The following is a 20,713-nucleotide window of genomic DNA, read 5'->3' on the forward strand; positions in this document are numbered from 1 at the left end:
CTCACCCCTCGAACTCGTTGGAGAGATTGATCCGGATCTCCGTGTTGCGGTATCCGGCCCGCCGGAACGCGTCCGCCATCGGCGCGTTCCCCACGTCGGTGGTGGCGGTGATCCGGCTCGCTCCGTTCGTCACGTGAATGCGGGTGATCTCGCCGAGCAACTCGTCCACAAGCCCTCGCCCGCGCAGCTCAGGCACCACCCCGAGATACCCCACATTCACGCTGTACGGCGTCGCCGACGGGATCGCCATCCCGGCCACGTCCCCGTCGGGCGTATAGGCGATCCGCCACCACTCCCGCTCTCCCGGCGCCCCCAGGTAGAAGTCCATCTCCGCACGCGCGGTGGCCTCCGCCCCCTTCGCCGCCAGGCTCGCCCGCGTCTGAGCGTCCAGGCTCCCCTCGGCGATCCTCGCGAACACCGCGAGAAACTCCTCATCGGACGCCTGCGCGAACCGCAACCCCCCGGCCGCCTTGGGCACCCCGGCGCCCGGTGTCCACTCGAACTGCAGCCGCTCCACCTCCTGCGTCAGCCCCGCCGCACGCCCGGCCGCCCGCCGCCACTCCACAGCCGCCGCCACCACCGGATCGTCCCGCCATCCGCCGCCCGCCTTGATCGCGTACTGCACCGGCTCCGGGAACCCGGCCAGCGCTGCTTTGATCAGCTCCGCGGCGACCTCTGCCCGCTTCTCCACGCTCGGATCCACGTCCAGGCAGTCGAGTGCCACCGGCTGGGCGCTGTCCTTCGGCCCCCACCACAACGCCCGCCCGACCATCCGGTCGCCGGCTTCGGCTATCCAGGTCCATTCCGGGCGGTACATGTGGTCGGCCAGCTCTGCGAGGTAGCGGTCGGCGGGGATCCAGCCGACGGGCTCGGTGACGGTCCAGGCGGTTACTCGGTCGAGTTCCGTGGGGGCGACCGCGCGGTAGGAAATCATCCCAAATGGTAGCCAATCACCCAACTGGTGAACGTCTCGTCCATCAAGGAGTGCCCATGACCGTCACCCTGTCCGCGGAGCCGACACTCTCTTAACACCGCATCCCGGCGATCCGCACAAGAGGGATCGCCGGAAGGGACAGATCACTCGCCAGCAGCGCGATACCTACGGGGGCAGCACGGGAGACACCCGTGCCACCGATCCCCGCAGCACCCGTTGGGCACCTTGGCTGGTGGTAGTGCTTCACTTCAGGCCATAGATGTGCGACCTAACGCGGCTTCGATCGGAACTCAGCCCACAAGTCGACCGCCTCTTGGAGATCAAGAGCGGCGACGTCCTCGCGAGCCATCCCTACCGTGTAGATCAACCGGTCCGCGAGCCAATCGGGAACCGGTTCTCTGGGCGGCGTCGTCTCCACGCGAATGTGATCGGCGATCGTGCCAAGACGCTCGATCACCTGACCGAGCTGGACAATCTCCGGGCGATCGGCACCCGCCTCGCGAACCCTCGCCGTAGCCTCGGCATAGACTTCCGCGTCGGCCCGCTCACCTACGGCCCACACTTCACAGATCTCCACCGACTTGTCCTCGGTGATGCGATAGACGACGCGCCAGGTGTAGCGACCGACGACGAGCTTCCGGAAACCTGTCAGTTCCCCGCCAAGCGGGTAGCCGGCCTCGGGTTCATCCAGCAGGAGAAGGATCTCTTTGAGCACCTTGGGCACCGCGTCCGGGCCGATGCGTCGGAGGTCATCAACCGCCGGCGCCGTGAAGACGACGTCGGACATGTATCACTCGTCATCGGGGATGGCGGCCAGGGATTCACGAGTATGCCCGAAAGCGACGAGCACCTCATCGAGCGAGACTCGCTCTCCCGTGTCCGTGACCGACCGGGCAAGCACAAGCGCCAGATCACGCAGGTCGGCCGCAGCCTCCTCCAACTCGTTGAGCCGGCGGATGCTTACCACAGCCGCCACCGGCTGATGCCGACGGGTGACCACCAGATCTGTCCCCTGCTCCGCATCGGCCACCAGGCGGGCAACCCCTCGCTGGGCCGCTTCCGTGACGCTCAGCTCAGTAGCGTCGCGCAGGACAGTCATGCCTTAACTGTATATCTTTCTGCACAGAACCGCGATGCCGGTCAGCGCACGGTCCTCGGGCCGGACCATCGATGTCTTGTTGCCACCGAACAGCCAGCCCATAGCGCTGCTCCATAGGCCGGGCACACACGCCAACACTTAAGAACATCTACACATTTCCGCTTAGTGGGACGAATTTGTATTTAAGGGTGGTAAGGCCCGACAATCAGTTACATGCCTGACCTCCGCCGTGGCGTCCTGTTCGGGATCGCCGCCTACATCATGTGGGGCCTCTTCCCCCTGTACTGGCCGCTGCTGAAGCCTTCCGGCGCCGTCGAGATCCTCGCGCACCGCATGGTGTGGTCGCTGGTGACGGTCCTGGTGGTGCTGGCCATACGCAGGCACTGGGCATGGATCAAGGAGATCGTGCGGCAGCCGCGCAAGCTCGGCCTGCTCGCGGTCGCCGCGCTGTTCGTGACCGTCAACTGGGGTGTCTACATCTACGCGGTCAACTCGAATCAGATCGTGGAAGGCTCGCTGGGGTACTTCATCAACCCGCTGGTGAACGTGCTGTTCGGGGTGGTGTTGCTGCGGGAGCGGCTGCGGCCGCTGCAGTGGGTGGCGGTGGGGTTCGGGGCCCTGGCGGTGCTGGTGCTGACGTTCGACTATGGACGGCTGCCGTGGGTGGCGCTGACGCTGGCGTTGAGTTTCGGGATCTACGGGCTGGTGAAGAAGCGGGCCGGGGTGGCGGGGACCGAGAGCCTGGCCGTCGAGAATCTGATCATGTTGTTGCCCGCCCTGGGATACCTGGGGTTTCTGCAGGTGGGCGGGGAGGCGACGTTCGGGCAGGAGGGCTCCGGGCATGTGCTGCTGATGGTCGGGACGGGGCTGCTGACGGCGGTGCCGTTGATCTGCTTCGGGGCGGCGGCCATCAGCGTGCCGCTGAGCACGATCGGGCTGCTGCAGTACATCGCGCCGATCCTGCAGTTCGCGTGCGGGGTGCTGGTCGCCGGGGAGGTCATGCCGTCGAGCCGGTGGATCGGGTTCTCGATCGTGTGGCTGGCGCTGGCCGTGTTCACCTACGACAGCCTGCGGGCGGCACGGAAGACCCGTACCGCCCGCAGGATGCAGGCACGGCTGCTTCAGCCGGAGCGCTCGACCACGTAGTCGCAGAGCGACAGGAACGCGTCCTTGGCCGGGATGTCGGGCAGGCCCGAGATGTCGGCCCTGGCGCGGTTCACCCACGCCTCCAGCTCCGCCCGCGCCCGCGCCATGCCGGGGTGGGCGCGCAGCAGGGTCAGGGCCTCCTCGACGTCCTCCTCGGCCACGGGGCCCGACAGCAGGGCCGTCAGGCGCGGGGAGTCGTCGGCGGCCAGCGCGTACAGGACGGGGAGCGTCTTGATGCCCTCGCGCAGGTCCGTGCCCTGTGTCTTGCCCGACTGGGCGCCGGTTGAGGCCACGTCCAGCAGGTCGTCGCCGAGCTGCCAGGCCACGCCGATCGCCTCGCAGGCCCGGCTGAGGCGCTCCTCGACGTCCGCGGGCGAGCCGGACAGCAGCGCGCCGAAGCGGCCGGAGGCGGCGATGAGCGAGCCGGTCTTGTCGGCCAGGACGCCCAGGTAGTGGGCGATCGGGTCCTCGTCGGCGCGCGGGCCGACGGTCTCGCGGATCTGGCCCTGGACGAGCCGGGAGAATGTCTGGGCCTGGATGCGGATCAGCTCGGGGCCGAGGTCGGCGAGCAGGTCCGAGGCCTGGGCGAACAGGTAGTCGCCGGTGAGGATCGCCACGGTGTTGTCCCACCGGGCGTTGGCGGACGGTGAGCCCCGGCGGACCGGGGCCTCGTCCATGACGTCGTCGTGGTAGAGCGAGCCGAGGTGGGTCAGCTCGATGACCACGGCGCCGGGCACCACGCCCGGCGCCGACGGGTCTCCGAACTGGGCGGCGAGCAGCACCATCAAGGTACGGAACCGCTTGCCGCCCGCCTCGATGAGGTGCTTGGACACCTCGGTGACGAAGGCGTCCTCCGTCTCCACCGACGAGCGCAGGAGCTTCTCGACTGCGGCCAGTCCGTTGGCCACGTCCTGCGCCAACCGCTCGTCCGCAATGGGAAGGTCAACCACGGGAGGCGCAGACATACGAGATCCCCTTATCTGATGAACAGGCTGCTAGCAGCGTCGTTGGCAACACCGAGCACGGACTCCGGGTAGAGCCCCACCCCTACGGTAACCAGCAGCGAAACCGCGATGACGGCCACGGTCCCCATACTGGGCACCGCGATCGCCGGGCCGTCGGCCGCCGGCTCGCTGAAGAACATCAGCACGATCACGCGGACGTAGAAGAACGCGGCGACCGCCGAGGCGACGACACCCACGACGACCAGGCCGGCCATCCAGCCGCCCATGGAGTCGCCGGGCTGCGTGCCGCTGTTCAGCGCGGCGGCGAACACGGCGTACTTGCCCATGAAACCGCTGGTCAGCGGGATGCCGGCGAACGCGAGCAGGAAGAAGGCGAACACCCCGGACAGGACCGGCGCGCGCTTGCCGAGACCGGCCCAGCGCGACAGGTGCCCCGCCTCGCCGCCCGGGTCGCGCACCAGCGTCAGCACGGCGAACGCGCCGACCGTGGCGATGCCGTAGACCGCCAGGTAGAACAGGATCGCCTTGAGCGAGCCCGCGTTCTGCTCGCCGCTGCCGTACGTGGCCATCACGCCGACCAGCAGGAAGCCGGCGTGCGCGATGGACGAGTACGCCAGCATCCGCTTGATCTCGGTCTGCGTGATCGCCAGGATCGAGCCGACGATCATCGTGAGCGCGGCAACAGCCCAGATGACCGGCCGCCACTCCCAGTCGAGGTTGCCCAGACCCACCCAGAACACCCGCAGCACGGCGCCGACGGCCGCCACCAGCGTGCCGGAGGCCATGAGGGCGGTGATCGGGGTCGGCGCGCCCTGGTAGACGTCCGGCTTCCAGGCCTGGAACGGCGCGGCGCCGATCTTGAACAGCAGGCCCACGCCGAGCAGCGCGAACCCGACCAGCAGCAGCGGGTCGAGCGTGTTGCCCGCGGCCATGGCCTGGTTGATGCCGGGCAGCGAGACGGTGCCCGCGAAGCCGTACACCATGGCGGTGCCGTACAGGAAGAAGGCCGAGGAGAACGCGCCCAGCAGGAAGTACTTCATGGAAGCCTCCTGCGACAGGAGGCGGCGCCTGCGGGCCAGGCCGCACAGCAGGTACAGCGGCAGCGACATGACCTCTAGGGCCACGAACATCATCAGCAGGTCGTGCGCGGCCGGGAAGAGCAGCATGCCGCCCACGGCGAACAGGACCAGCGGGTAGACCTCGGTGTGGCCGGTGCCGTTGTCGTGCGCCTCGGCCTCCTCCTCGTCGGCGCTGCCCGGTACGGCCGCGGCGGAGGCCACGAAGTGCCCCTCGTCGTTGATCAGCAGCACGCAGACGAACGACAGGACGAGGATGATGCCCCAGATGAACAGGGCGGGACCGTCCACGGCGACCGCGCCCATGGCGGAGGCCGTGGTGGACACCTGGCCGCGCAGCGTCTGCACCAGGACCAGCGCGAACGCGCCGGCCAGGCTCAGCAGCGTGAGCGGCACGTGGATGGACTTGCGCAGGTAGCGCGGCGCGAACGCCTCGACGAGCACGCCGATGCAGGCCGCGCCGAAGATGATCAGCAGCGGCGCCAGCGTGCCGTACTCGATCGTCGGCGCTTCGATGGCGGGGTTCACTGACCTGTCCCCTTCTCAGCGATGGTGGAGGTGGGCACCTTCACGTTGGTCAGCGTCTGTTGCACAGACGGGTTGATCACATCGAGCAGCGGCTTGGGGAAGAAGCCGAAGCCGATGATGAGGGCGACCAGCGGAGCCAGCACCCAGACCTCGCGGGCGTTCAGGTCCTTGAACGCCTTGACCGGCTCGGCCGTCGGCCCGTTGATGGTCCGCTGGACCATCCACAGGATGTAGACGGCCGCGAGGATCACGGCCACCGCGGAGACGATCGCGGCCACGGTCAGCGCGCCCGAGCCGTGGGCGGTGCTGGAGTACGTGCCGATCATCACCATGAACTCGCTGACGAAGGACGACAGGCCCGGCAGCGAGAGCCCGGCCAGACCGGCGACCAGGAAGAAGCCCGCGAGCAGCGGGGCGACCTTCTGCACGCCTCCGTAGTCGGAGATGAACGGCGACCCGCGCCTGGCGATGAGGAAGCCCGCCGCCAGGAACAGCGCGCCGGTGGCGAAGCCGTGGTTGACCATGTAAAGCGCCGCCCCGGACTGGGCGACGGACGACATGGCGAACACGCCCAGCACGATGAAGCCGAAGTGCGAGATCGACGTGTAGGCGATGAGCCGCTTCATGTCGGTCTGGCCGATCGCCACGATGGCGCCGTAGATGATGCTGATGACCGCCAGGACGACGATCGGCATCGTGAACGCCTTGGCGGCGTCCGGGAACAGCTCCAGGCAGAAGCGCAGCATGCCGAACGTGCCGACCTTGTCCAGCACGCCCACCAGCAGCACCGCGGCGCCGGCCGGGGCTTGCGCGGCGGCGTCGGGCAGCCAGGTGTGCACCGGCCACAGCGGCGCCTTGATGGCGAAGGCGATGAAGAAGCCGCCGAAGAGCCACTTCTGCATCGTCGGGTCCTGGATGGCCCCGACGAGCTCGGGGAACATGAACGTCTGCTTGCCCGCGACGAAGTACAGCCCGATGACCGCGACCAGCATGAGCAGGCCGCCGAACAGCGAGTACAGCAGGAACTTGACGGCCGCGTAGGACCGCTGGGCGCCGCCGTACGACCCGATCATGAAGTACATCGGGATCAGCATGGCTTCGAAGAAGACGTAGAACAGGAAGATGTCGGTCGCCGCGAAGACGCCGATCATCATCGCTTCCAGGACGAGCAGCAGCGAGAAGTACGTCTTCACCGACCGCTTCGGCGCGATGACCGTGCCGTCAGCCGTCTTGACCCCGTCGGCGTCGTGCCACGAGGCCAGGATCACGATCGGCACCAGCACCGCAGACAGGGCGATGAGCACCAGCGCCACGCCGTCCACGCCGACCCCGAACTTCACGCCGAAGCTCGGGATCCAGTTGTACTCGGCGCGGAACTGGAAGCGCTCGCCGGACGGCGAGAACCCGGCCGCCACGATGCCCGTGAGGACCAGCACCACCAGCGAGACGAGCAGCGCTACCTGCTTGGCCAGCTTGTCACTGCCCTTGGGAAGCAGGGCCACCACGATGGCGCCCACCACGGGCACCGCCATGAGTATCGGAAGCCAGGGTGACATCAGATGTTCCCAACGAGGAGCAGGGCGCCGGTCAGCAGGGCGGCACCGATGAAGATGGACAGCGCGTACGTTCTGGCGAAGCCCGTCTGGACCCGCCGAAGGCGCCCGGAGCTGCCGCCGATGCCCGCCGCCAGGCCGTTGACGATCCCGTCGATGCCGCGGTTGTCGAAGAACACCGCGAGGCGGGTGAGCCACTGGCCGGGACGCATGAAGAGCGACTCGTTGAGCGCGTCACCGTAGAGGTCGCGCCGGGCGAACGTGGTGAGGAAGGAGCCGCGCGGCTGCACCGACGGCACCTCGGCCCTGCCGTACCTCATCCAGGCGATGATCGCACCGACCGCGACCAGCCCCAGCGTCGCCAGGCCGGACGGGGCGAACGGGGCGAAGTGCGGCAGCTCCTCAGGCTGGCCGACGGCCGGCGCGAGGAACAGCAGGAGCCGGTTGCTCAGGACGAGGTAGGCGCCCAGGCCCAGCGCACCGAGCGAAAGGATCATCAGCGGCACCGTCATGACCAGCGGCGACTCGTGCGGGTGGGCGTCGTCGGCCCACCGCTTCTGCCCGAAGAAGGTCATGAAGACCATCCGCGACATGTAGAAGCCGGTGAGCCCGGCGCCCAGCACGGCCAGCCAGCCCAGGATCGGCTGGTGGTGCACCGCGGTCTCGATGATGCCGTCCTTGGTGAAGTAGCCGGACAGCAGCGGGAACCCGATGATCGCCAGGTAGCCGATGAAGAACGTGATGAACGTGATCGGCATGACCTTGCGGAGCGCGCCGTACTTGCGCATGTCCACTTCGTCGTTCATGCCGTGCATGACGGAACCGGCGCCGAGGAACATGTCGGCCTTGAAGAAGCCGTGCGTGATCAGGTGGCCGATCGCGAAGGCGTACCCCGCGGGGCCGAGGCCCGCGCCGAGCATCATGTAGCCGATCTGCGACATCGTCGAGCCGGCCAGGCCCTTCTTGATGTCGTCCTTGGCGCAACCGATGATCGCACCGGCGAGCAGCGTGGCCGCGCCGACGATGGCGACGGCGAGCGCGGCGCCCGAGCCCTCGGGGAAGAAGAACGCCCCGGAGCGGACGACCAGGTAGACGCCGGCGGTGACCATGGTCGCGGCGTGGATGAGCGCCGAGACCGGGGTCGGGCCCTCCATGGCGTCCAGGAGCCAGGACTGCAGCGGGAGCTGCGCCGACTTGCCGCACGCGCCGAGGAGCAGCAGCAGGCCGATGGCGAGCGTGGTGCCGCTCTCGGCGCCGTTGACCGGGATGTCCTTGAAGGCGAGCGAGCCGAACGTGGTCCAGATGACGAACATGCCGACCAGCAGGCCGAAGTCACCGACGCGGTTGACGACGAACGCCTTCTTGGCGGCGACCGCCGCCGACGGCTTGAACTGCCAGAAGCCGATCAGCAGGTACGAGGCCAGGCCGACGCCCTCCCAGCCGATGAACAGCCCGACGTAGTTGTCGGCCAGCACCAGCAGGAGCATCGCGGCCACGAACAGGTTCAGGTAGGCGAAGAACCTGCGGCGGTGCTCGTCGTGAGCCATGTAGCCGATCGAGTAGATGTGGATCAGCGAGCCCACACCGGTGATCAGCAGCGCGAAGCTGATGGACAGGGGGTCGATGAGCAGCCCCATGTCCACCATGCCGGGGATGAACTCGTAGAGGTGCACCGCCCGGCGGCGCTCCTCCGCCCCGAACCCGATCAGCTCGAAGAACGCCAGCACCGCCACGACGAACGAGGCGAGGGACATGGCCACGCCCAGCAGATGGCCCCAGCGGTTGGTGAACCGGCCGAACACCAGCAGGATGAACGCCCCGACGAGCGGGAAGGCGATCATCAGCCAGGCGTTGCCGATCACTCCACCGGTGTGCTGGACGATCTCAGCGATATGAGATTCCACCAGTCACCTCTTAGTACTTCAGCAGGTTGGCGTCGTCGACCGACGCGGACCTGCGGGTTCGGAAGATCGTCACGATGATGGCCAGGCCGACCACGACCTCGGCCGCGGCCACCACCATCACGAAGAACGCGATGATCTGGCCTTCCAGGTTGCCGACCTGCCTGGAGAAGGTGACGAAGGCGAGGTTGCAGGCGTTGAGCATGAGCTCGACGCACATGAACACCACGATCGCGTTGCGCCTGATCAGCACGCCGATGGCGCCGATGGCGAAGAGGATGCCGGACAGGACGAGGTAGTGCGTGGTCACTTGGTCACCTCATTGGTCTCGGCGTCCTTCTCCGCCTCGGTCGGGGCCTCGTCGATCTCGGCGGTGTGCTTGATCGCCTCGGCGAGCTTGGGGTCCTCGGGCAGGTGGTCGTGCTCGACGTCGTAGCGCGCGATGTAGCGGTTGACCGAGTCCTCCGCGACGGAGCCGTCGGGCAGCAGCGCCGGCATGTCGATGGCGTTGCTCCTGGCGTACGTGCCGGGGCCCGGCAGCGGCGAGGGGCGGTCGCTGAGGAAGCGGGCGCGGGACAGGTCCTTCTGCGTGACCTTCTCGGTGAGCTTCTCGCGGTGCGCGAGCACCATGGCGGCCAGCGCGGCCGTGATGAGCAGCGCCGAGGTGATCTCGAACGCGAACACGTACTTGGTGAACAGCAGCAGCGCGATCGAGCGGATGTAGCCGCCCTGCCCGGTGGCCTGCGCCAGGCCGACCTCCGGGGCGAAGATCGCGTTGCCGACGGCCACCACGATGAGCACCAGGAAGCCGAGGCCCGCGATGATCGCCCAGAAGCGCTGGCCCTTGAGCGTCTCCACGAAGGAGTCGGAGGAGTCGACGCCCACGAGCATCAGCACGAACAGGAACAGCATCATGATCGCGCCGGTGTAGACGATGATCTGCACCGCGGCCAGGAAGGGCGCGTCCTGCACGGCGTACAGGACGGCCAGGCAGAGCATCACGGTGCCGAGCATCAGCGCGGAGTACACGGCCTTGCGGTTGAAGACCATGGCGAGCGCGGCGCCGACGGAGACGACGGCGAGCACCCAGAAAGTGATGGTCTCACCCATTGGTCCGCCCCAGCCGGTAGTAATCCTCTTCGGTCTCACCGAGGCGCATGGGGTGCGGCGGCTGCTCCATGCCCTGGGTCAACGGCGCGAGCAGCATCTCCTTGGTGTAGATGAGGCTCTCGCGGTTGGTGTCGGCGAGCTCGTACTCGTTGGTCATGGTGAGCGCGCGGGTCGGGCAGGCCTCGATGCACAGGCCGCACAGGATGCACCGCAGATAGTTGATCTGGTACGTGCGCCCGTAGCGCTCACCGGGTGAGAAGCGCTCCTCCTCGGTGTTGTCCGCGCCTTCGACGTAGATCGCGTCGGCCGGACACGCCCAGGCGCACAGCTCGCACCCGACGCACTTCTCCAGCCCGTCCGGCCAGCGGTTGAGCTGGTGACGCCCGTGGAAGCGAGGAGCCGTGGGCTTCTTCTCCTCCGGGTAGTTCGTCGTGACGGGCTTTTTGAACATCGTGTGGAAGGTGACCCCGAAGCCCTTGACGGGGTTCAGCCAATCAGTTAGTCCCACTGGGAATCTCCTTGTGCTGCACCCCGTGGTAGTGCGGCAGGTCGAGCGGCGGGACAGGGAAGCCACCGGCCGCCGGCTCCTCGGACAGTTGCTCGAACTCGGCCTCCACCTGAGCCTTCTTCGCTTCCTTGCGCCGCTGGTTCACGGTGTCGAAGCGCATCCAGATGGCCAGCGCGCCGATCACGATGACCACGCCGAGCCCGATGCCGATCGTCCGGTTCTCCGGGTTGACCACCACGTTGCGCACCGCGGCGACCAGCAGGATCCAGGCCAGGTTGACCGGGATGAGCACCTTCCAGCCCAGCGACATGAGCTGGTCGTAGCGCACCCGGGGCAGCGAGGCGCGCACCCACACGATGAAGCAGAACGTCAGCACGAACTTGATGAAGAACCACAGCACCGGCCACCAGCCCTGGTTGGCGCCCTCCCAGAACGTGGAGATCGGCGCCGGAGCCCGCCAGCCGCCCAGGAACAGGGTGACCGCGATGCCCGAGGCGGTGAAGGTGTGCAGGTACTCGCCCATCATGATGAGCGCGAACTTCAGCGAGGAGGAGTACTCGGTCTGGAAGCCGCCGACCAGCTCGCCCTCGCCCTCGGGCAGGTCGAACGGGATGCGCGCGGCCTCGCCGAACATGCACACCACGTAGACCAGGAAGGACGGGATGAGCAGCACCGCGAACCAGGTCTGCTCCTGCGCCTTGACGATCTCGGAGGTGGACAGCGTGCCGGCGAACAGGAAGATGGCCACGAACGACAGGCCCATCGCGATCTCGTAGGAGACCACCTGGGCGGCCGAGCGCAGCCCGCCCAGCAGCGCGTACGGCGAGCGCGACGACCACCCGGCCAGCACCACGCCGTACACCGACACCGCGCCCATGGCCAGCATGAACAGCACCGCCACCGGCAGGTCCACGAGCTGCAGCGGCGTCTGCACGCCGAACAGGTTGACCACCGGCCCGAACGGCACGATGGAGAAGGCCAGGAAGGCCGGCACCACCATGATGATCGGGGCCAGCAGGTAGAGCACCTTGTCCACGGTCCGCGGGAAGAGGTCCTCCTTCAGGCCCATCTTCAGGCCGTCGGCGACCGACTGCAGCAGACCGAACTTGCCGGCCCGGTTGGGGCCGTACCGGTTCTGCATCCGCGAGATCAGCTTGCGCTCGAACCAGACACCGAACAGGACGCCCAGCATCAGGAAGACGAACAGCATGACGGCCTTGATGATGGTGATCCACAGCGGATCGTGGCCGAAGTTCTCCAGGGTGGGACTCATGAGGCGCTCCCGATGGTGACGATGTCGCCGGCCACCGCGCGCAGGTCACGCGTGACCGAGCAGCCGCCGGAGTTCGCCGGCACCCAGACCACGCGGTCGGGCAGGTCGGCGACGCGCACCGGCAGGGTGACGTTCTCACCGACGACGAGCTTGTCGCCGTCCGCGACGCCCAGCTCGGCGGCGGTGCTCTCGGAGACCAGTGCTTCGGCGGGGCGGGCGGTGCCCGCGAGGTACGGCTCGCCGTCCTGCAGCCTGCCCTCGTCGAGCAGCAGGTGCCAGGTGGCCAGCAGCGCCTGGCCCTGCGCCGGCAGGTCCACCGCGCGGGCCAGGGCGACCGGCGCGCTGATGCGGCTGCCGCGCCAGGAGCCGAGGCTGGACAGCTCGCGCCGGGCGGACTTGGCGTCCGGCAGGCCCAGGTGCACGTCCATGCGGTCGGCCAGGTTACCGATCACGGCGAGGTCGGACTGCAGGCCGGGCACCTTGAGCGGCGCCTCGAACGAGCGGCCCCTGCCCTCCCAGTTGACGAACGTGCCGCCCTTCTCCTGCACCGCCGCGACGGGCAGGACCACGTCGGCGCGGTCGGTGACGGCGCTGGCGCGGATCTCCAGGCTGACGATGAACGGCGTGTGCTCCAGAGCGTCGAGCGCCGCCGCCGGGTCGGGCAGGTCGTAGGGGTCGACGCCCGCGACGACCAGCGCTTCCAGCTCGCCGTCGCGGGCGGCGGCGAGGATGCCGGAGGTGTCGCGGCCGGGCGTGGCGGGCAGCGAGGCCACGTTCCACGCCCTGGCGACCTCGGCCCTGGCGCTCTCGTCGTCCACGGGGCGGCCGATCGGCAGCAGGTTGGGCAGCGCGCCCGCCTCGACGGCGCCGCGCTCACCGGCCCTGCGCGGGATCCAGGCGATCCGCACGCCGGAGGAGGCGGCGGCCAGCCTGACCAGCGCGGACAGCGCGCCGGGCACGGTGGCCAGGCGCTCGCCGGCCAGCACGATCGTGCCCTCGGCCAGCGTGCCGACCAGGTCGCCGATCGCGTCGGCCTCGCCGCCGGGGGCGGTGCGGATGAGCGTGCCGCCCATCTTCGTCAGGCCCAGGGACGCGAACGGCGCGATGGCGGAGACCTTGAGGCCCTTCTTCCGCCACGCCTTGCGCAGGCGCAGGAAGACGCTCGGCGACTCGTCCTCGGGCTCCAACCCGACGAGCAGCACGTGCGGGGCGTTCTCGAGGTCGGTGTAGCTGATCTCGATGCCCTTGCCGGCCACCGCGTGGGCCAGGAACTGCGCCTCCTCGGCGGAGTGCGGCCTGGAGCGGAAGTCGACGTCGTTGGTGCCGAGCGCGAGCCTGGCGAACTTGGCGTAGGCGTAGGAGTCCTCGACCGTGACCCGGCCGCCGACCAGCACGCCCGCCTTGCCGCGCGCCCTGGCCAGGCCCTCCGCTGCCACCGTCAGCGCCTCCGGCCACGAGGCGGGCACGAGCACGCCCTCCTCGTTGCGGACCAGCGGCTGCTTGAGGCGGTCGGGCTGCTGCGCGTAGGTGAACGCCCAGCGGCCCTTGTCGCAGTTCCACTCCTCGTTCACCTGCGGGTCGTTGCCCGCCAGGCGGCGGGTGACCCGGCCGCGCCGGTGGTCGGTGCGCAGGGCGCAGCCGCCGGCGCAGTGCTCGCACGAACTGGGCGTGGAGACCAGGTCGAACGGGCGGGCGCGGAAGCGGTAGGCGGCGCCGGTGAGCGCGCCGACCGGGCAGATCTGCACCGTGTTGCCGGAGAAGTAGGAGTTGAACGGCTTGCCGTCGGCCGTCCGCACCTGCTCCTTGGCGCCGCGCTCGAAGAACTCGATGAGCGGGTCACCGGCGATCTGGTCGGAGAAGCGGATGCAGCGGGCGCACTGGACGCAGCGCTCGCGGTCGAGCAGCACCTGCGTCGACAGCGGCAGCGGCTTGGGGAAGGTGCGCTTCTGCTCCTGGAAGCGGGACTCGCCCTGGCCGTTGGACATGGCCTGGTTCTGCAGGGGGCACTCGCCGCCCTTGTCGCAGACCGGGCAGTCCAGCGGGTGGTTCATGAGCAGCAGCTCCATGGCCCCGCGCTGCGCCTTCTCGGCGACCGGCGAGGTGAGCTGGGTCTGCACCACCATGCCCTCGGCGACCTCGATCGCGCACGACGGCTGCGGCTTGGGGAAGCCGCGGCCGTTGCCCGCGTCGGGGATGTCGACCAGGCACTGCCGGCAGTTGGCGGCCGGGTCGAGCAGCGGGTGGTCGCAGAACCTGGGGATCTGGATGCCCAGCAGCTCGGCGGCCCTGATGATCAACGTGCCCTTGGGGACACTGACCTGGAACCCGTCGATGGTCAGGGTCACCAGGTTCACTTCTGTCTCTACGACGGTCACTGCTCACCCCAGAGAGTGGACTTCTTCGGGTCGAACGGACAACCGCCGATCTCGAAGTGCTTGAGGTACTCCTCGCGGAAGTACTTCACCGAGGAGTGGATCGGGCTCGTCGCGCCGTCACCCAGCGCGCAGAACGAGCGGCCCAGGATGTTGTCCGCGATGTCGGTGATCGTGGCCAGGTCCTCCTCGGTGCCCTGGCCCTTGTCCAGGCGCTTGAGCACCTGCTTGAGCCAGTACGTGCCCTCGCGGCAGGGCGTGCACTTGCCGCAGGACTCGTGGGCGTAGAACTCGGTCCAGCGCAGCACCGTGCGGACCACGCAGGTGGTCTCGTCGAAGATCTGCAGCGCGCGGGTGCCGAGCATGGAGCCCTTGGCGCCGACCGCCTCGAAGTCGAGCGGCACGTCGAGGTGCTCGTCGGTGAAGATCGGCGTGGAGGAGCCGCCCGGGGTCCAGAACTTGAGCTGGTGCCCCTCGCGGATGCCGCCGGCCATGTCGAGCAGCTCGCGCAGCGTGATGCCGAGCGGAGCCTCGTACTGGCCGGGCCTGGTGACGTGGCCGCTGAGGGAGAAGATGCCGAAGCCCTTGGACTTCTCGGTGCCCATCCCGGCGAACCACTCGGCGCCGTTGGCGATGATCGAGGGAACAGACGCGATCGACTCGACGTTGTTGACCACAGTAGGCGAGGCGTACAGGCCCGCCACGGCCGGGAACGGGGGCTTGAGCCGCGGTTGACCTCTGAAGCCTTCGAGCGAGTCCAGCAGTGCCGTCTCCTCGCCGCAGATGTAGGCGCCCGCGCCGCTGTGCACGACGAGTTCCAGGTCGTAGCCGGAGCCGAAGACGTCCGTGCCCAGGTAGCCCTTCTCGTACGCCTCGCGCACGGCCGCGTGCAGCCGCCGGATGACGTGCAGCACCTCGCCCCGCACGTAGATGAAGGCGTGGTTGGCCCGGATCGCGTACGAGGTGATGATGATGCCCTCGACCAGCGCGTGCGGGTTGGCCATCATGAGCGGGATGTCCTTGCAGGTGCCCGGCTCCGACTCGTCGGCGTTGACGACGAGGTAGTGCGGCTTGCCGTCGCCCTGCGGGATGAAGCCCCACTTCATGCCGGTGGGGAAGCCCGCGCCGCCGCGGCCGCGCAGGCCCGAGTCCTTGACGGCCTGGATGACCGCGTCGGGGTCCATGCCCAGCGCCTTCTTGGCCGCCTCGTACTCACCGTAGGAGTCGAGGGTGAAGGAGTTGGGCTGGTCCCAGTTCGCGGTCAGGACCGGTGTCAAAGTCGTGCTCATGCCTCCGGTGCCTTCCATCCCTTGGCCTTGGCGACCTTCAGGCCCTCCAGCGAGGCGCCGGCGGCCGACGGGCCCTCGCCCGCGAGCTCGTCGGGCAGGCCGGAGAGCACCCGCGAGGCCTGCTTGAACGTGCACAGCTTCTTCGGGCCGCGCGTGGGCGCCACGTCCTTGCCGTCACGCAGGTCGTCCACGAGCTGCTTGGCCGACGCGGGGGTCTGGTTGTCGAAGAACTCCCAGTTGACCATCATGACGGGGGCGAAGTCGCAGGCCGCGTTGCACTCCAGGCGCTCCAGCGAGATCTTGCCGTCGGCGGTCGCCTCTTCGTGACCGACGCCGACGTGCTCGGAGAGCTCCTCCCAGATCTGGTCGCCGCCCATGACCGCGCACAGCGCGTTGATGCACACGCCGACGTGGTACTCGCCGGCGGGCTTGCGCTTGTACATGGTGTAGAAGGTCGCGACGCCCGTGACCTCGGCCTTGCTGATGCCGAGCAGCTCCGCGCAGAACTCCTGCCCGTCGTCCGAGACGTAGCCGTCCTCGGACTGCACGAGGTGGAGCAGCGGGAGCAGGGCAGAGCGGGTCTTGGGGTACCGCCCGATGATCTCCTTGGCGTCCCGCTCCAGACGCTCACGGATCTCCGGTGAATATGTCACCGGTCCACACCTCCCATGACGGGGTCGATAGAAGCCACCGCGGCGATCACGTCGGCGATCTGGCCGCCCTCCGCCATCGCGGGGAAGCTCTGCAGGTTGCAGAAGGACGGCTCGCGGAAGTGCACGCGGTACGGCCTCGTGCCGCCGTCGCTGACCACGTGCGCGCCGAGCTCGCCCTTGGGCGACTCGATGCTGGCGTACGCCTGGCCGGCCGGCACCCTGAAGCCCTCGGTCACCAGCTTGAAGTGGTGGATGAGGGCCTCCATGGAGGTGCCCATGATGTGGGCGATGTGGTCGGGCGAGTTGCCGAACCCGTCGGGGCCGAGCGCGAGCTGCGCGGGCCAGCCGATCTTCTTGTCCTCGATCATGACAGGGTCGCCCTTGAGCGGACCGGCGATGCGGTCCAGCGCCTGCTCGATGATCTTGAGGGACTCCTCCATCTCCTTCATGCGGACGAGGTAGCGCGAGAACACGTCGCAGCCGCGCTCGGTGGCGACGTCGAACTCGTAGGTCTCGTAACCGCAGTAGGGCTGCGACTTGCGCAGGTCCCACGGGAGGCCGGCGGCGCGCAGGATCGGGCCGGTGACGCCGAGCGCCATGCAGCCGGTCAGGTCGAGGTAGGCCACGTCCTTGGTGCGGCGGGTGTAGACGGGGTTCTCGTCGAGAAGCTTGCGGATGTCCTTGATCCGCTTGGGCATCTCCTTGAGGAACTCGCCGACCTTGTCCACCGCGCCGGCGGGCAGGTCCACGCTGACGCCGCCGGGGCGGATGTAGGCGTGGTTCATGCGCAGGCCGGTGATGTACTCGAACAGGTCCATGATCATTTCACGATCGCGGTACCCGAACAGGAACGGCGTGGTCGCGCCCAGCTCCATGCCGAACGTGCCCATCGCTACCAGGTGCGAGGCGATGCGGTTGAGCTCCATCATCATCACGCGGATGGCCTGCGCCCGCTCGGGCACGCGGTCGGTGATGCCGAGCAGCTTCTCCACGCCGAGGCAGTACGCGGTCTCGTTGAAGATCGGCGAGAGGTAGTCCATGCGGGTCACGAACGTGGTCCCCTGGGTCCACGTCCGGTACTCCATGTTCTTCTCGATGCCGGTGTGCAGGTAGCCGATGACGCCGCGCGCCTCGGTCACCGTCTCGCCGTCGAGCGTCAGCACCAGCCGGAGCACGCCGTGCGTGGAGGGGTGCTGCGGGCCCATGTTGACGACCAGGCGCTCCTCCTCGGAGTCGCGCACGCCGGTGACGACCTGGTCCCAGTCAGCACCGTTGACCGAATAGACCTTGCCCTCGGTCGCCTCGTCATAAGCGGTGCTCATGAGTAGCTCCTTCTCTGGTCAGGCGAGGGGATGGTGGCGCCGCGGTACTCGACCGGGATGCCGCCGAGCGGGTAGTCCTTCCGCTGCGGGTGACCGTCCCAGTCGTCCGGCATCATGATCCGGGTGAGCGCGGGGTGACCGTCGAAGATGATCCCGAAGAAGTCGTACGTCTCGCGCTCGTGCCAGTCGTGACCAGGGTAAACGCCGACCGTGGAGGGGATGTGCGGGTCGGAGTCCGGCGCGCTCACCTCGACGCGCACGCGCCGGTTGTAGGTGAGCGAGACCAGGTGCATGACCACGTGCAGCTCCTCGCCCGCCAGGTGCGGGTAGTGCACGCCCGACACGCCGGTCGACAGTTCGAAGCGCAGGGCGGGGTCGTCGCGCAGCTTCTGCGCGACCTCGACCAGCCGCTCCCGCTTGACGTGCAGGGTCAGCTCGCCGCGGTCCACGACCACGCGCTCGATCGCGTCGTCGAGCGCGAGGGCGTCGACGATCTCGTCGAAGTAGCTCCCGTACGGGCGCGGCGTCGAGATCTGCGGCGCCCGGCGCACGACGAGGCCGCCGTAACCGGAGGTGTCGCCGCTGTCGTGGGCGCCGAACATGCCGAGGCGGGCGACCGGCGGCTCCTGCGCCATGGGCGTCTCGGGGACCTGCGCGTCGGGGACCTCGGGCAGGTTGTCGGGCGAGGTCACTTTCCGGCCCCCTGGTCGATCAGCGGCAGCGTGCGCAGCGCCTGCAGCTCGAGCTCCTCGATCTGCTTGGCACGGTGCGCGCCGAACTTCATGTTCTGAATCTTGTCGTGCAGCTTCACGATCGCGTCGATCAGCATCTCGGGCCGCGGCGGGCAGCCCGGCAGGTAGATGTCCACCGGGACGACGTGGTCGACGCCCTGCACGATGGCGTAGTTGTTGAACATGCCGCCGCTGGAGGCGCACACGCCCATGGAGATGACCCACTTGGGCTCGGCCATCTGGTCGTAGATCTGGCGCAGGACGGGCGCCATCTTCTGCGACACGCGGCCGGCCACGATCATCAGGTCGGCCTGCCGGGGAGACGCCGAAGCGCGCTCCATACCGAAGCGCGCCAGGTCGTAGTGGGGGCCACCGGTGGCCATCAGCTCGATGGCGCAACACGCGAGGCCGAACGTGGCCGGCCACACGGAGTTCTTCCGCGCCCATCCCGCGGCCGCTTCGACCGTGCTGAGGATGAACCCGCTGGGGAGTTTCTCTTCAAGTCCCATTTTCAGTCCCAGTCCAGACCCTTGCGGCGCCACACGTACGCGTAGGCGACGAGCACGGTGACGATGAACAGCAGCATCTCGACGAGCGCGAACAGGCCGAGGCCCGAGGAGAGCACGCGGCCGAGGTCGTCCGTCTGCGGAGCGAACGAGACGGCCCACGGGTATAGGAAGATGATCTCGATGTCGAAGACGATGAAGAGCATCGCCGTGATCATGTATTTGAGCGGGAACCGTCCACCACCGACAGGCTGGGGCGTGGGCTCGATGCCGCATTCGTAGGCGTCGAGCTTGGCGCGGTTCCAGCGCTTGGGACCGGTGAAGGGAGCGATGGCGACCGAGAAGATCGCGAAGCCCCCCGCGAGAACGGCGAGCACCAGGATGGGCACGTAAAGGTCCATCGCTACGCCTCCTCTGGAGTCGCCGCGCGCGCGGGCGCGCAGCCGGATCTGTTGATTGCGAGATTCATGCTGATGGCGCGACCTTTGAGAGTGCGTTGATGATCATGTCTGACGCATCGCCTCGCCGGTCGGTGAGATTACCAAGGAGTTTGAGCGCGAAGCGCATCAGCCTCGGGTGAGGGAGCCCGTGCCTGGTGCCGAAGCTCATCACACCCGGCTTCCCAATCGCCTCGACGAACAACCTCCCGAGCGTGAAATAACCGCCGTAGGCGTCCTTCAGCACCTGAGGATAGGTCCGCAGGATCCGCTCGCGTTGCGCGGGGGTGGTGCCCCTTAAGGCCTTGGCGATGATCTCGGCGGCGATCTCCCCTGTCTCCATGGCGTACGCGATGCCCTCGCCGTTGAACGGGTTGATCGACCCGCCGGAGTCTCCCACGAGCAGCAGGCCGCGGGTGTAGTGGGGCTGCCTGTTGAAGGCCATCGGGAGCGCGGCGCCGCGGATCGGGGCCGTCATGTTCTCCTCGGTGAAGCCCCAGTCCTGCGGCATCGAACGGCACCAGCGGCGCAGGAGGTCGCGGTAGTCGATGTTGCCGAACTGTGAGCTGGTGTTGAGCAGGCCGAGCCCCACGTTGGACGTGCCGTCGCCGACGCCGAACACCCAGCCGTAGCCGGGCAGCAGCGTGTCCTCGTCCCACAGCTCCAGCCAGGTCTCGAGGTAGTCGTCGTCGTGGCGCGGGCTCTGGAAGTAGGTCCGCACGGCCACGCCCATCGGGCGGTCCTCCCGCTTGTGCAGGCCCATGCCCAGGGCCAGGCGGGTGCTGTTGCCGTCGGCCGCCACGACCACGCGGCTGCGGAACTCCCGGCCGTCCTTGGTGGTCACGCCGACGATGTGGCCGCTGCGGTCGTCAAGGATGGGACCGGTGACGTTGACGCCCTCCATGAGGCGCACGCCGTTCTTGACGGCGTTGGCGGCGACGATCTGGTCGAAGTCCTGGCGGGTGCGGACGAGCCCGAAGTCGGGGAAGCGCTCCAGCTGCGGCCAGTCGAGCTCGAAGCGCAGGCCGCCGCCGACGACGCGCAGGCCCTTGTTCCTGACCCAGCCGGGTGCGTCGATGTCGACGCCCATGTTCTGCAACTGCTTGACCGCTCGCGGGGTCAGGCCGTCGCCGCAGACCTTCTCGCGGGGGAACCTGGTCTTCTCCAGGAGCAACACGTCGAGGCCGGCCTGAGCGAGATAAAAGGCGGTTGCGGAACCGGCGGGACCGGCGCCGACCACAATGATGTCGGCGTCAGCCTGATTGGCTGTTGGCACGGTCACTGGACTGATCCTGTCCCTACACGCTCGA

General features: G+C 68.3%; 20 protein-coding genes. 1 reads left to right on the forward strand and 19 read right to left on the reverse strand.

Annotated elements, in window-relative coordinates; translation table 11 throughout:
* Position 1: 1 nt before the first annotated feature.
* The 3 genes from ABD331_RS40470 to ABD331_RS40480 all read right to left on the reverse strand — a co-directional run bounded on the left by ABD331_RS40470 (position 2) and on the right by ABD331_RS40480 (position 2,033).
* A complete protein-coding gene (locus tag ABD331_RS40470; RefSeq protein ID WP_344487470.1) occupies positions 2-934 on the reverse strand; it encodes a GNAT family N-acetyltransferase in 933 nt (310 codons plus the stop codon).
* A gap of 268 nt (positions 935-1,202) precedes the next feature.
* Positions 1,203-1,721, reverse strand: a complete 519-nt coding sequence (locus tag ABD331_RS40475) for a type II toxin-antitoxin system RelE family toxin (protein ID WP_344487472.1) — start codon at positions 1,719-1,721, stop codon at positions 1,203-1,205.
* A 3-nt stretch (positions 1,722-1,724) separates the two neighbouring features.
* Positions 1,725-2,033, reverse strand: a complete 309-nt coding sequence (locus tag ABD331_RS40480) for a type II toxin-antitoxin system prevent-host-death family antitoxin (RefSeq protein WP_344487474.1) — start codon at positions 2,031-2,033, stop codon at positions 1,725-1,727.
* 213 nt (positions 2,034-2,246) lie between these two features.
* Here ABD331_RS40480 and rarD point away from each other — a divergent pair, with 213 nt between their 5' ends.
* Positions 2,247-3,179 carry an EamA family transporter RarD gene (rarD, locus tag ABD331_RS40485; RefSeq protein ID WP_344487476.1) on the forward strand — a complete coding sequence of 311 codons (933 nt, stop codon included), beginning with the start codon at positions 2,247-2,249 and terminating at the stop codon, positions 3,177-3,179.
* On the opposite strand, the gene ABD331_RS40490 is transcribed toward rarD, so the two are convergent.
* The 16 genes from ABD331_RS40490 to ABD331_RS40565 all read right to left on the reverse strand — a co-directional run bounded on the left by ABD331_RS40490 (position 3,155) and on the right by ABD331_RS40565 (position 20,685).
* Entirely contained in the window at positions 3,155-4,144 is a 990-nt protein-coding gene (locus tag ABD331_RS40490) for a polyprenyl synthetase family protein (protein WP_344487478.1), read from the reverse strand. The two genes, rarD and ABD331_RS40490, sit on opposite strands and share 25 nt — an antisense overlap.
* 11 nt (positions 4,145-4,155) lie before the next feature.
* Entirely contained in the window at positions 4,156-5,748 is a 1,593-nt protein-coding gene (nuoN, locus tag ABD331_RS40495; protein WP_344487480.1) for an NADH-quinone oxidoreductase subunit NuoN, read from the reverse strand.
* A complete protein-coding gene (locus tag ABD331_RS40500) occupies positions 5,745-7,304 on the reverse strand; it encodes an NADH-quinone oxidoreductase subunit M (RefSeq protein WP_344487482.1) in 1,560 nt (519 codons plus the stop codon). The genes nuoN and ABD331_RS40500 overlap by 4 nt, the downstream gene beginning before the upstream one ends.
* A complete protein-coding gene (nuoL, locus tag ABD331_RS40505) occupies positions 7,304-9,142 on the reverse strand; it encodes an NADH-quinone oxidoreductase subunit L (RefSeq protein WP_344487678.1) in 1,839 nt (612 codons plus the stop codon). Before nuoL ends, ABD331_RS40500 begins: the two co-directional genes overlap by 1 nt.
* Before the next feature lie 73 nt (positions 9,143-9,215).
* Entirely contained in the window at positions 9,216-9,512 is a 297-nt protein-coding gene (nuoK, locus tag ABD331_RS40510; protein ID WP_344487484.1) for an NADH-quinone oxidoreductase subunit NuoK, read from the reverse strand.
* Positions 9,509-10,312, reverse strand: coding sequence for an NADH-quinone oxidoreductase subunit J (locus ABD331_RS40515; protein WP_344487486.1), 804 nt, complete (start codon positions 10,310-10,312; stop codon positions 9,509-9,511). The genes nuoK and ABD331_RS40515 overlap by 4 nt, the downstream gene beginning before the upstream one ends.
* A complete protein-coding gene (gene nuoI / locus ABD331_RS40520) occupies positions 10,305-10,820 on the reverse strand; it encodes an NADH-quinone oxidoreductase subunit NuoI (RefSeq protein ID WP_148433094.1) in 516 nt (171 codons plus the stop codon). Before nuoI ends, ABD331_RS40515 begins: the two co-directional genes overlap by 8 nt.
* The gene (nuoH, locus tag ABD331_RS40525; protein ID WP_344487489.1) at positions 10,807-12,093 is read right to left on the reverse strand and encodes an NADH-quinone oxidoreductase subunit NuoH; all 1,287 of its coding nucleotides are present in this window, start codon (positions 12,091-12,093) and stop codon (positions 10,807-10,809) included. The genes nuoI and nuoH overlap by 14 nt, the downstream gene beginning before the upstream one ends.
* Complete coding sequence (locus ABD331_RS40530) at positions 12,090-14,468, reverse strand: NADH-quinone oxidoreductase subunit G (RefSeq protein ID WP_344487491.1); 2,379 nt, start codon at positions 14,466-14,468, stop codon at positions 12,090-12,092. Before ABD331_RS40530 ends, nuoH begins: the two co-directional genes overlap by 4 nt.
* Positions 14,465-15,754, reverse strand: a complete 1,290-nt coding sequence (gene nuoF, locus ABD331_RS40535; protein ID WP_148441641.1) for an NADH-quinone oxidoreductase subunit NuoF — start codon at positions 15,752-15,754, stop codon at positions 14,465-14,467. The genes ABD331_RS40530 and nuoF overlap by 4 nt, the downstream gene beginning before the upstream one ends.
* Entirely contained in the window at positions 15,751-16,407 is a 657-nt protein-coding gene (gene nuoE, locus ABD331_RS40540; protein ID WP_344487493.1) for an NADH-quinone oxidoreductase subunit NuoE, read from the reverse strand. The genes nuoF and nuoE overlap by 4 nt, the downstream gene beginning before the upstream one ends.
* Positions 16,404-17,729: an NADH-quinone oxidoreductase subunit D gene (locus ABD331_RS40545; RefSeq protein ID WP_344487495.1), complete on the reverse strand. Its 1,326-nt coding sequence runs from the start codon at positions 17,727-17,729 to the stop codon at positions 16,404-16,406. Before ABD331_RS40545 ends, nuoE begins: the two co-directional genes overlap by 4 nt.
* Positions 17,726-18,364 (reverse strand): NADH-quinone oxidoreductase subunit C, encoded by a 639-nt coding sequence (locus ABD331_RS40550; RefSeq protein WP_344487680.1) that lies wholly within the window; start codon positions 18,362-18,364, stop codon positions 17,726-17,728. Before ABD331_RS40550 ends, ABD331_RS40545 begins: the two co-directional genes overlap by 4 nt.
* A 53-nt stretch (positions 18,365-18,417) precedes the next feature.
* Positions 18,418-18,969, reverse strand: a complete 552-nt coding sequence (locus ABD331_RS40555) for a NuoB/complex I 20 kDa subunit family protein (RefSeq protein WP_148441645.1) — start codon at positions 18,967-18,969, stop codon at positions 18,418-18,420.
* Between the two features lie 2 nt (positions 18,970-18,971).
* Positions 18,972-19,367 (reverse strand): NADH-quinone oxidoreductase subunit A, encoded by a 396-nt coding sequence (locus ABD331_RS40560; RefSeq protein WP_080043646.1) that lies wholly within the window; start codon positions 19,365-19,367, stop codon positions 18,972-18,974.
* Between the two features lie 64 nt (positions 19,368-19,431).
* Entirely contained in the window at positions 19,432-20,685 is a 1,254-nt protein-coding gene (locus ABD331_RS40565) for a geranylgeranyl reductase family protein (RefSeq protein WP_344487500.1), read from the reverse strand.
* Between the last annotated feature and the right edge of the window lie 28 nt (positions 20,686-20,713).

This window comes from Nonomuraea monospora, assembly GCF_039531895.1.
Classification (GTDB): Bacteria; Actinomycetota; Actinomycetes; order Streptosporangiales; family Streptosporangiaceae; genus Nonomuraea; species Nonomuraea monospora.

Bases quoted from the DNA above. Each gene is read 5' to 3' on its own strand.
- ABD331_RS40470 (WP_344487470.1), bottom strand. From the start codon at position 934: ATGATTTCCTACCGCGCGGTCGCCCCCACGGAACTCGACCGAGTAACC.
- ABD331_RS40475 (WP_344487472.1), bottom strand. From the start codon at position 1,721: ATGTCCGACGTCGTCTTCACGGCGCCGGCGGTTGATGACCTCCGACGC.
- ABD331_RS40480 (WP_344487474.1), bottom strand. From the start codon at position 2,033: ATGACTGTCCTGCGCGACGCTACTGAGCTGAGCGTCACGGAAGCGGCC.
- rarD (WP_344487476.1), top strand. From the start codon at position 2,247: ATGCCTGACCTCCGCCGTGGCGTCCTGTTCGGGATCGCCGCCTACATC.
- ABD331_RS40490 (WP_344487478.1), bottom strand. From the start codon at position 4,144: ATGTCTGCGCCTCCCGTGGTTGACCTTCCCATTGCGGACGAGCGGTTG.
- ABD331_RS40500 (WP_344487482.1), bottom strand. From the start codon at position 7,304: ATGTCACCCTGGCTTCCGATACTCATGGCGGTGCCCGTGGTGGGCGCC.
- nuoL (WP_344487678.1), bottom strand. From the start codon at position 9,142: ATGATCGCCTTCCCGCTCGTCGGGGCGTTCATCCTGCTGGTGTTCGGC.
- ABD331_RS40515 (WP_344487486.1), bottom strand. From the start codon at position 10,312: ATGGGTGAGACCATCACTTTCTGGGTGCTCGCCGTCGTCTCCGTCGGC.
- nuoH (WP_344487489.1), bottom strand. From the start codon at position 12,093: ATGAGTCCCACCCTGGAGAACTTCGGCCACGATCCGCTGTGGATCACC.
- nuoF (WP_148441641.1), bottom strand. From the start codon at position 15,754: ATGAGCACGACTTTGACACCGGTCCTGACCGCGAACTGGGACCAGCCC.
- ABD331_RS40545 (WP_344487495.1), bottom strand. From the start codon at position 17,729: ATGAGCACCGCTTATGACGAGGCGACCGAGGGCAAGGTCTATTCGGTC.
- ABD331_RS40550 (WP_344487680.1), bottom strand. From the start codon at position 18,364: ATGGCGCAGGAGCCGCCGGTCGCCCGCCTCGGCATGTTCGGCGCCCAC.
- ABD331_RS40555 (WP_148441645.1), bottom strand. From the start codon at position 18,969: ATGGGACTTGAAGAGAAACTCCCCAGCGGGTTCATCCTCAGCACGGTC.
- ABD331_RS40560 (WP_080043646.1), bottom strand. From the start codon at position 19,367: ATGGACCTTTACGTGCCCATCCTGGTGCTCGCCGTTCTCGCGGGGGGC.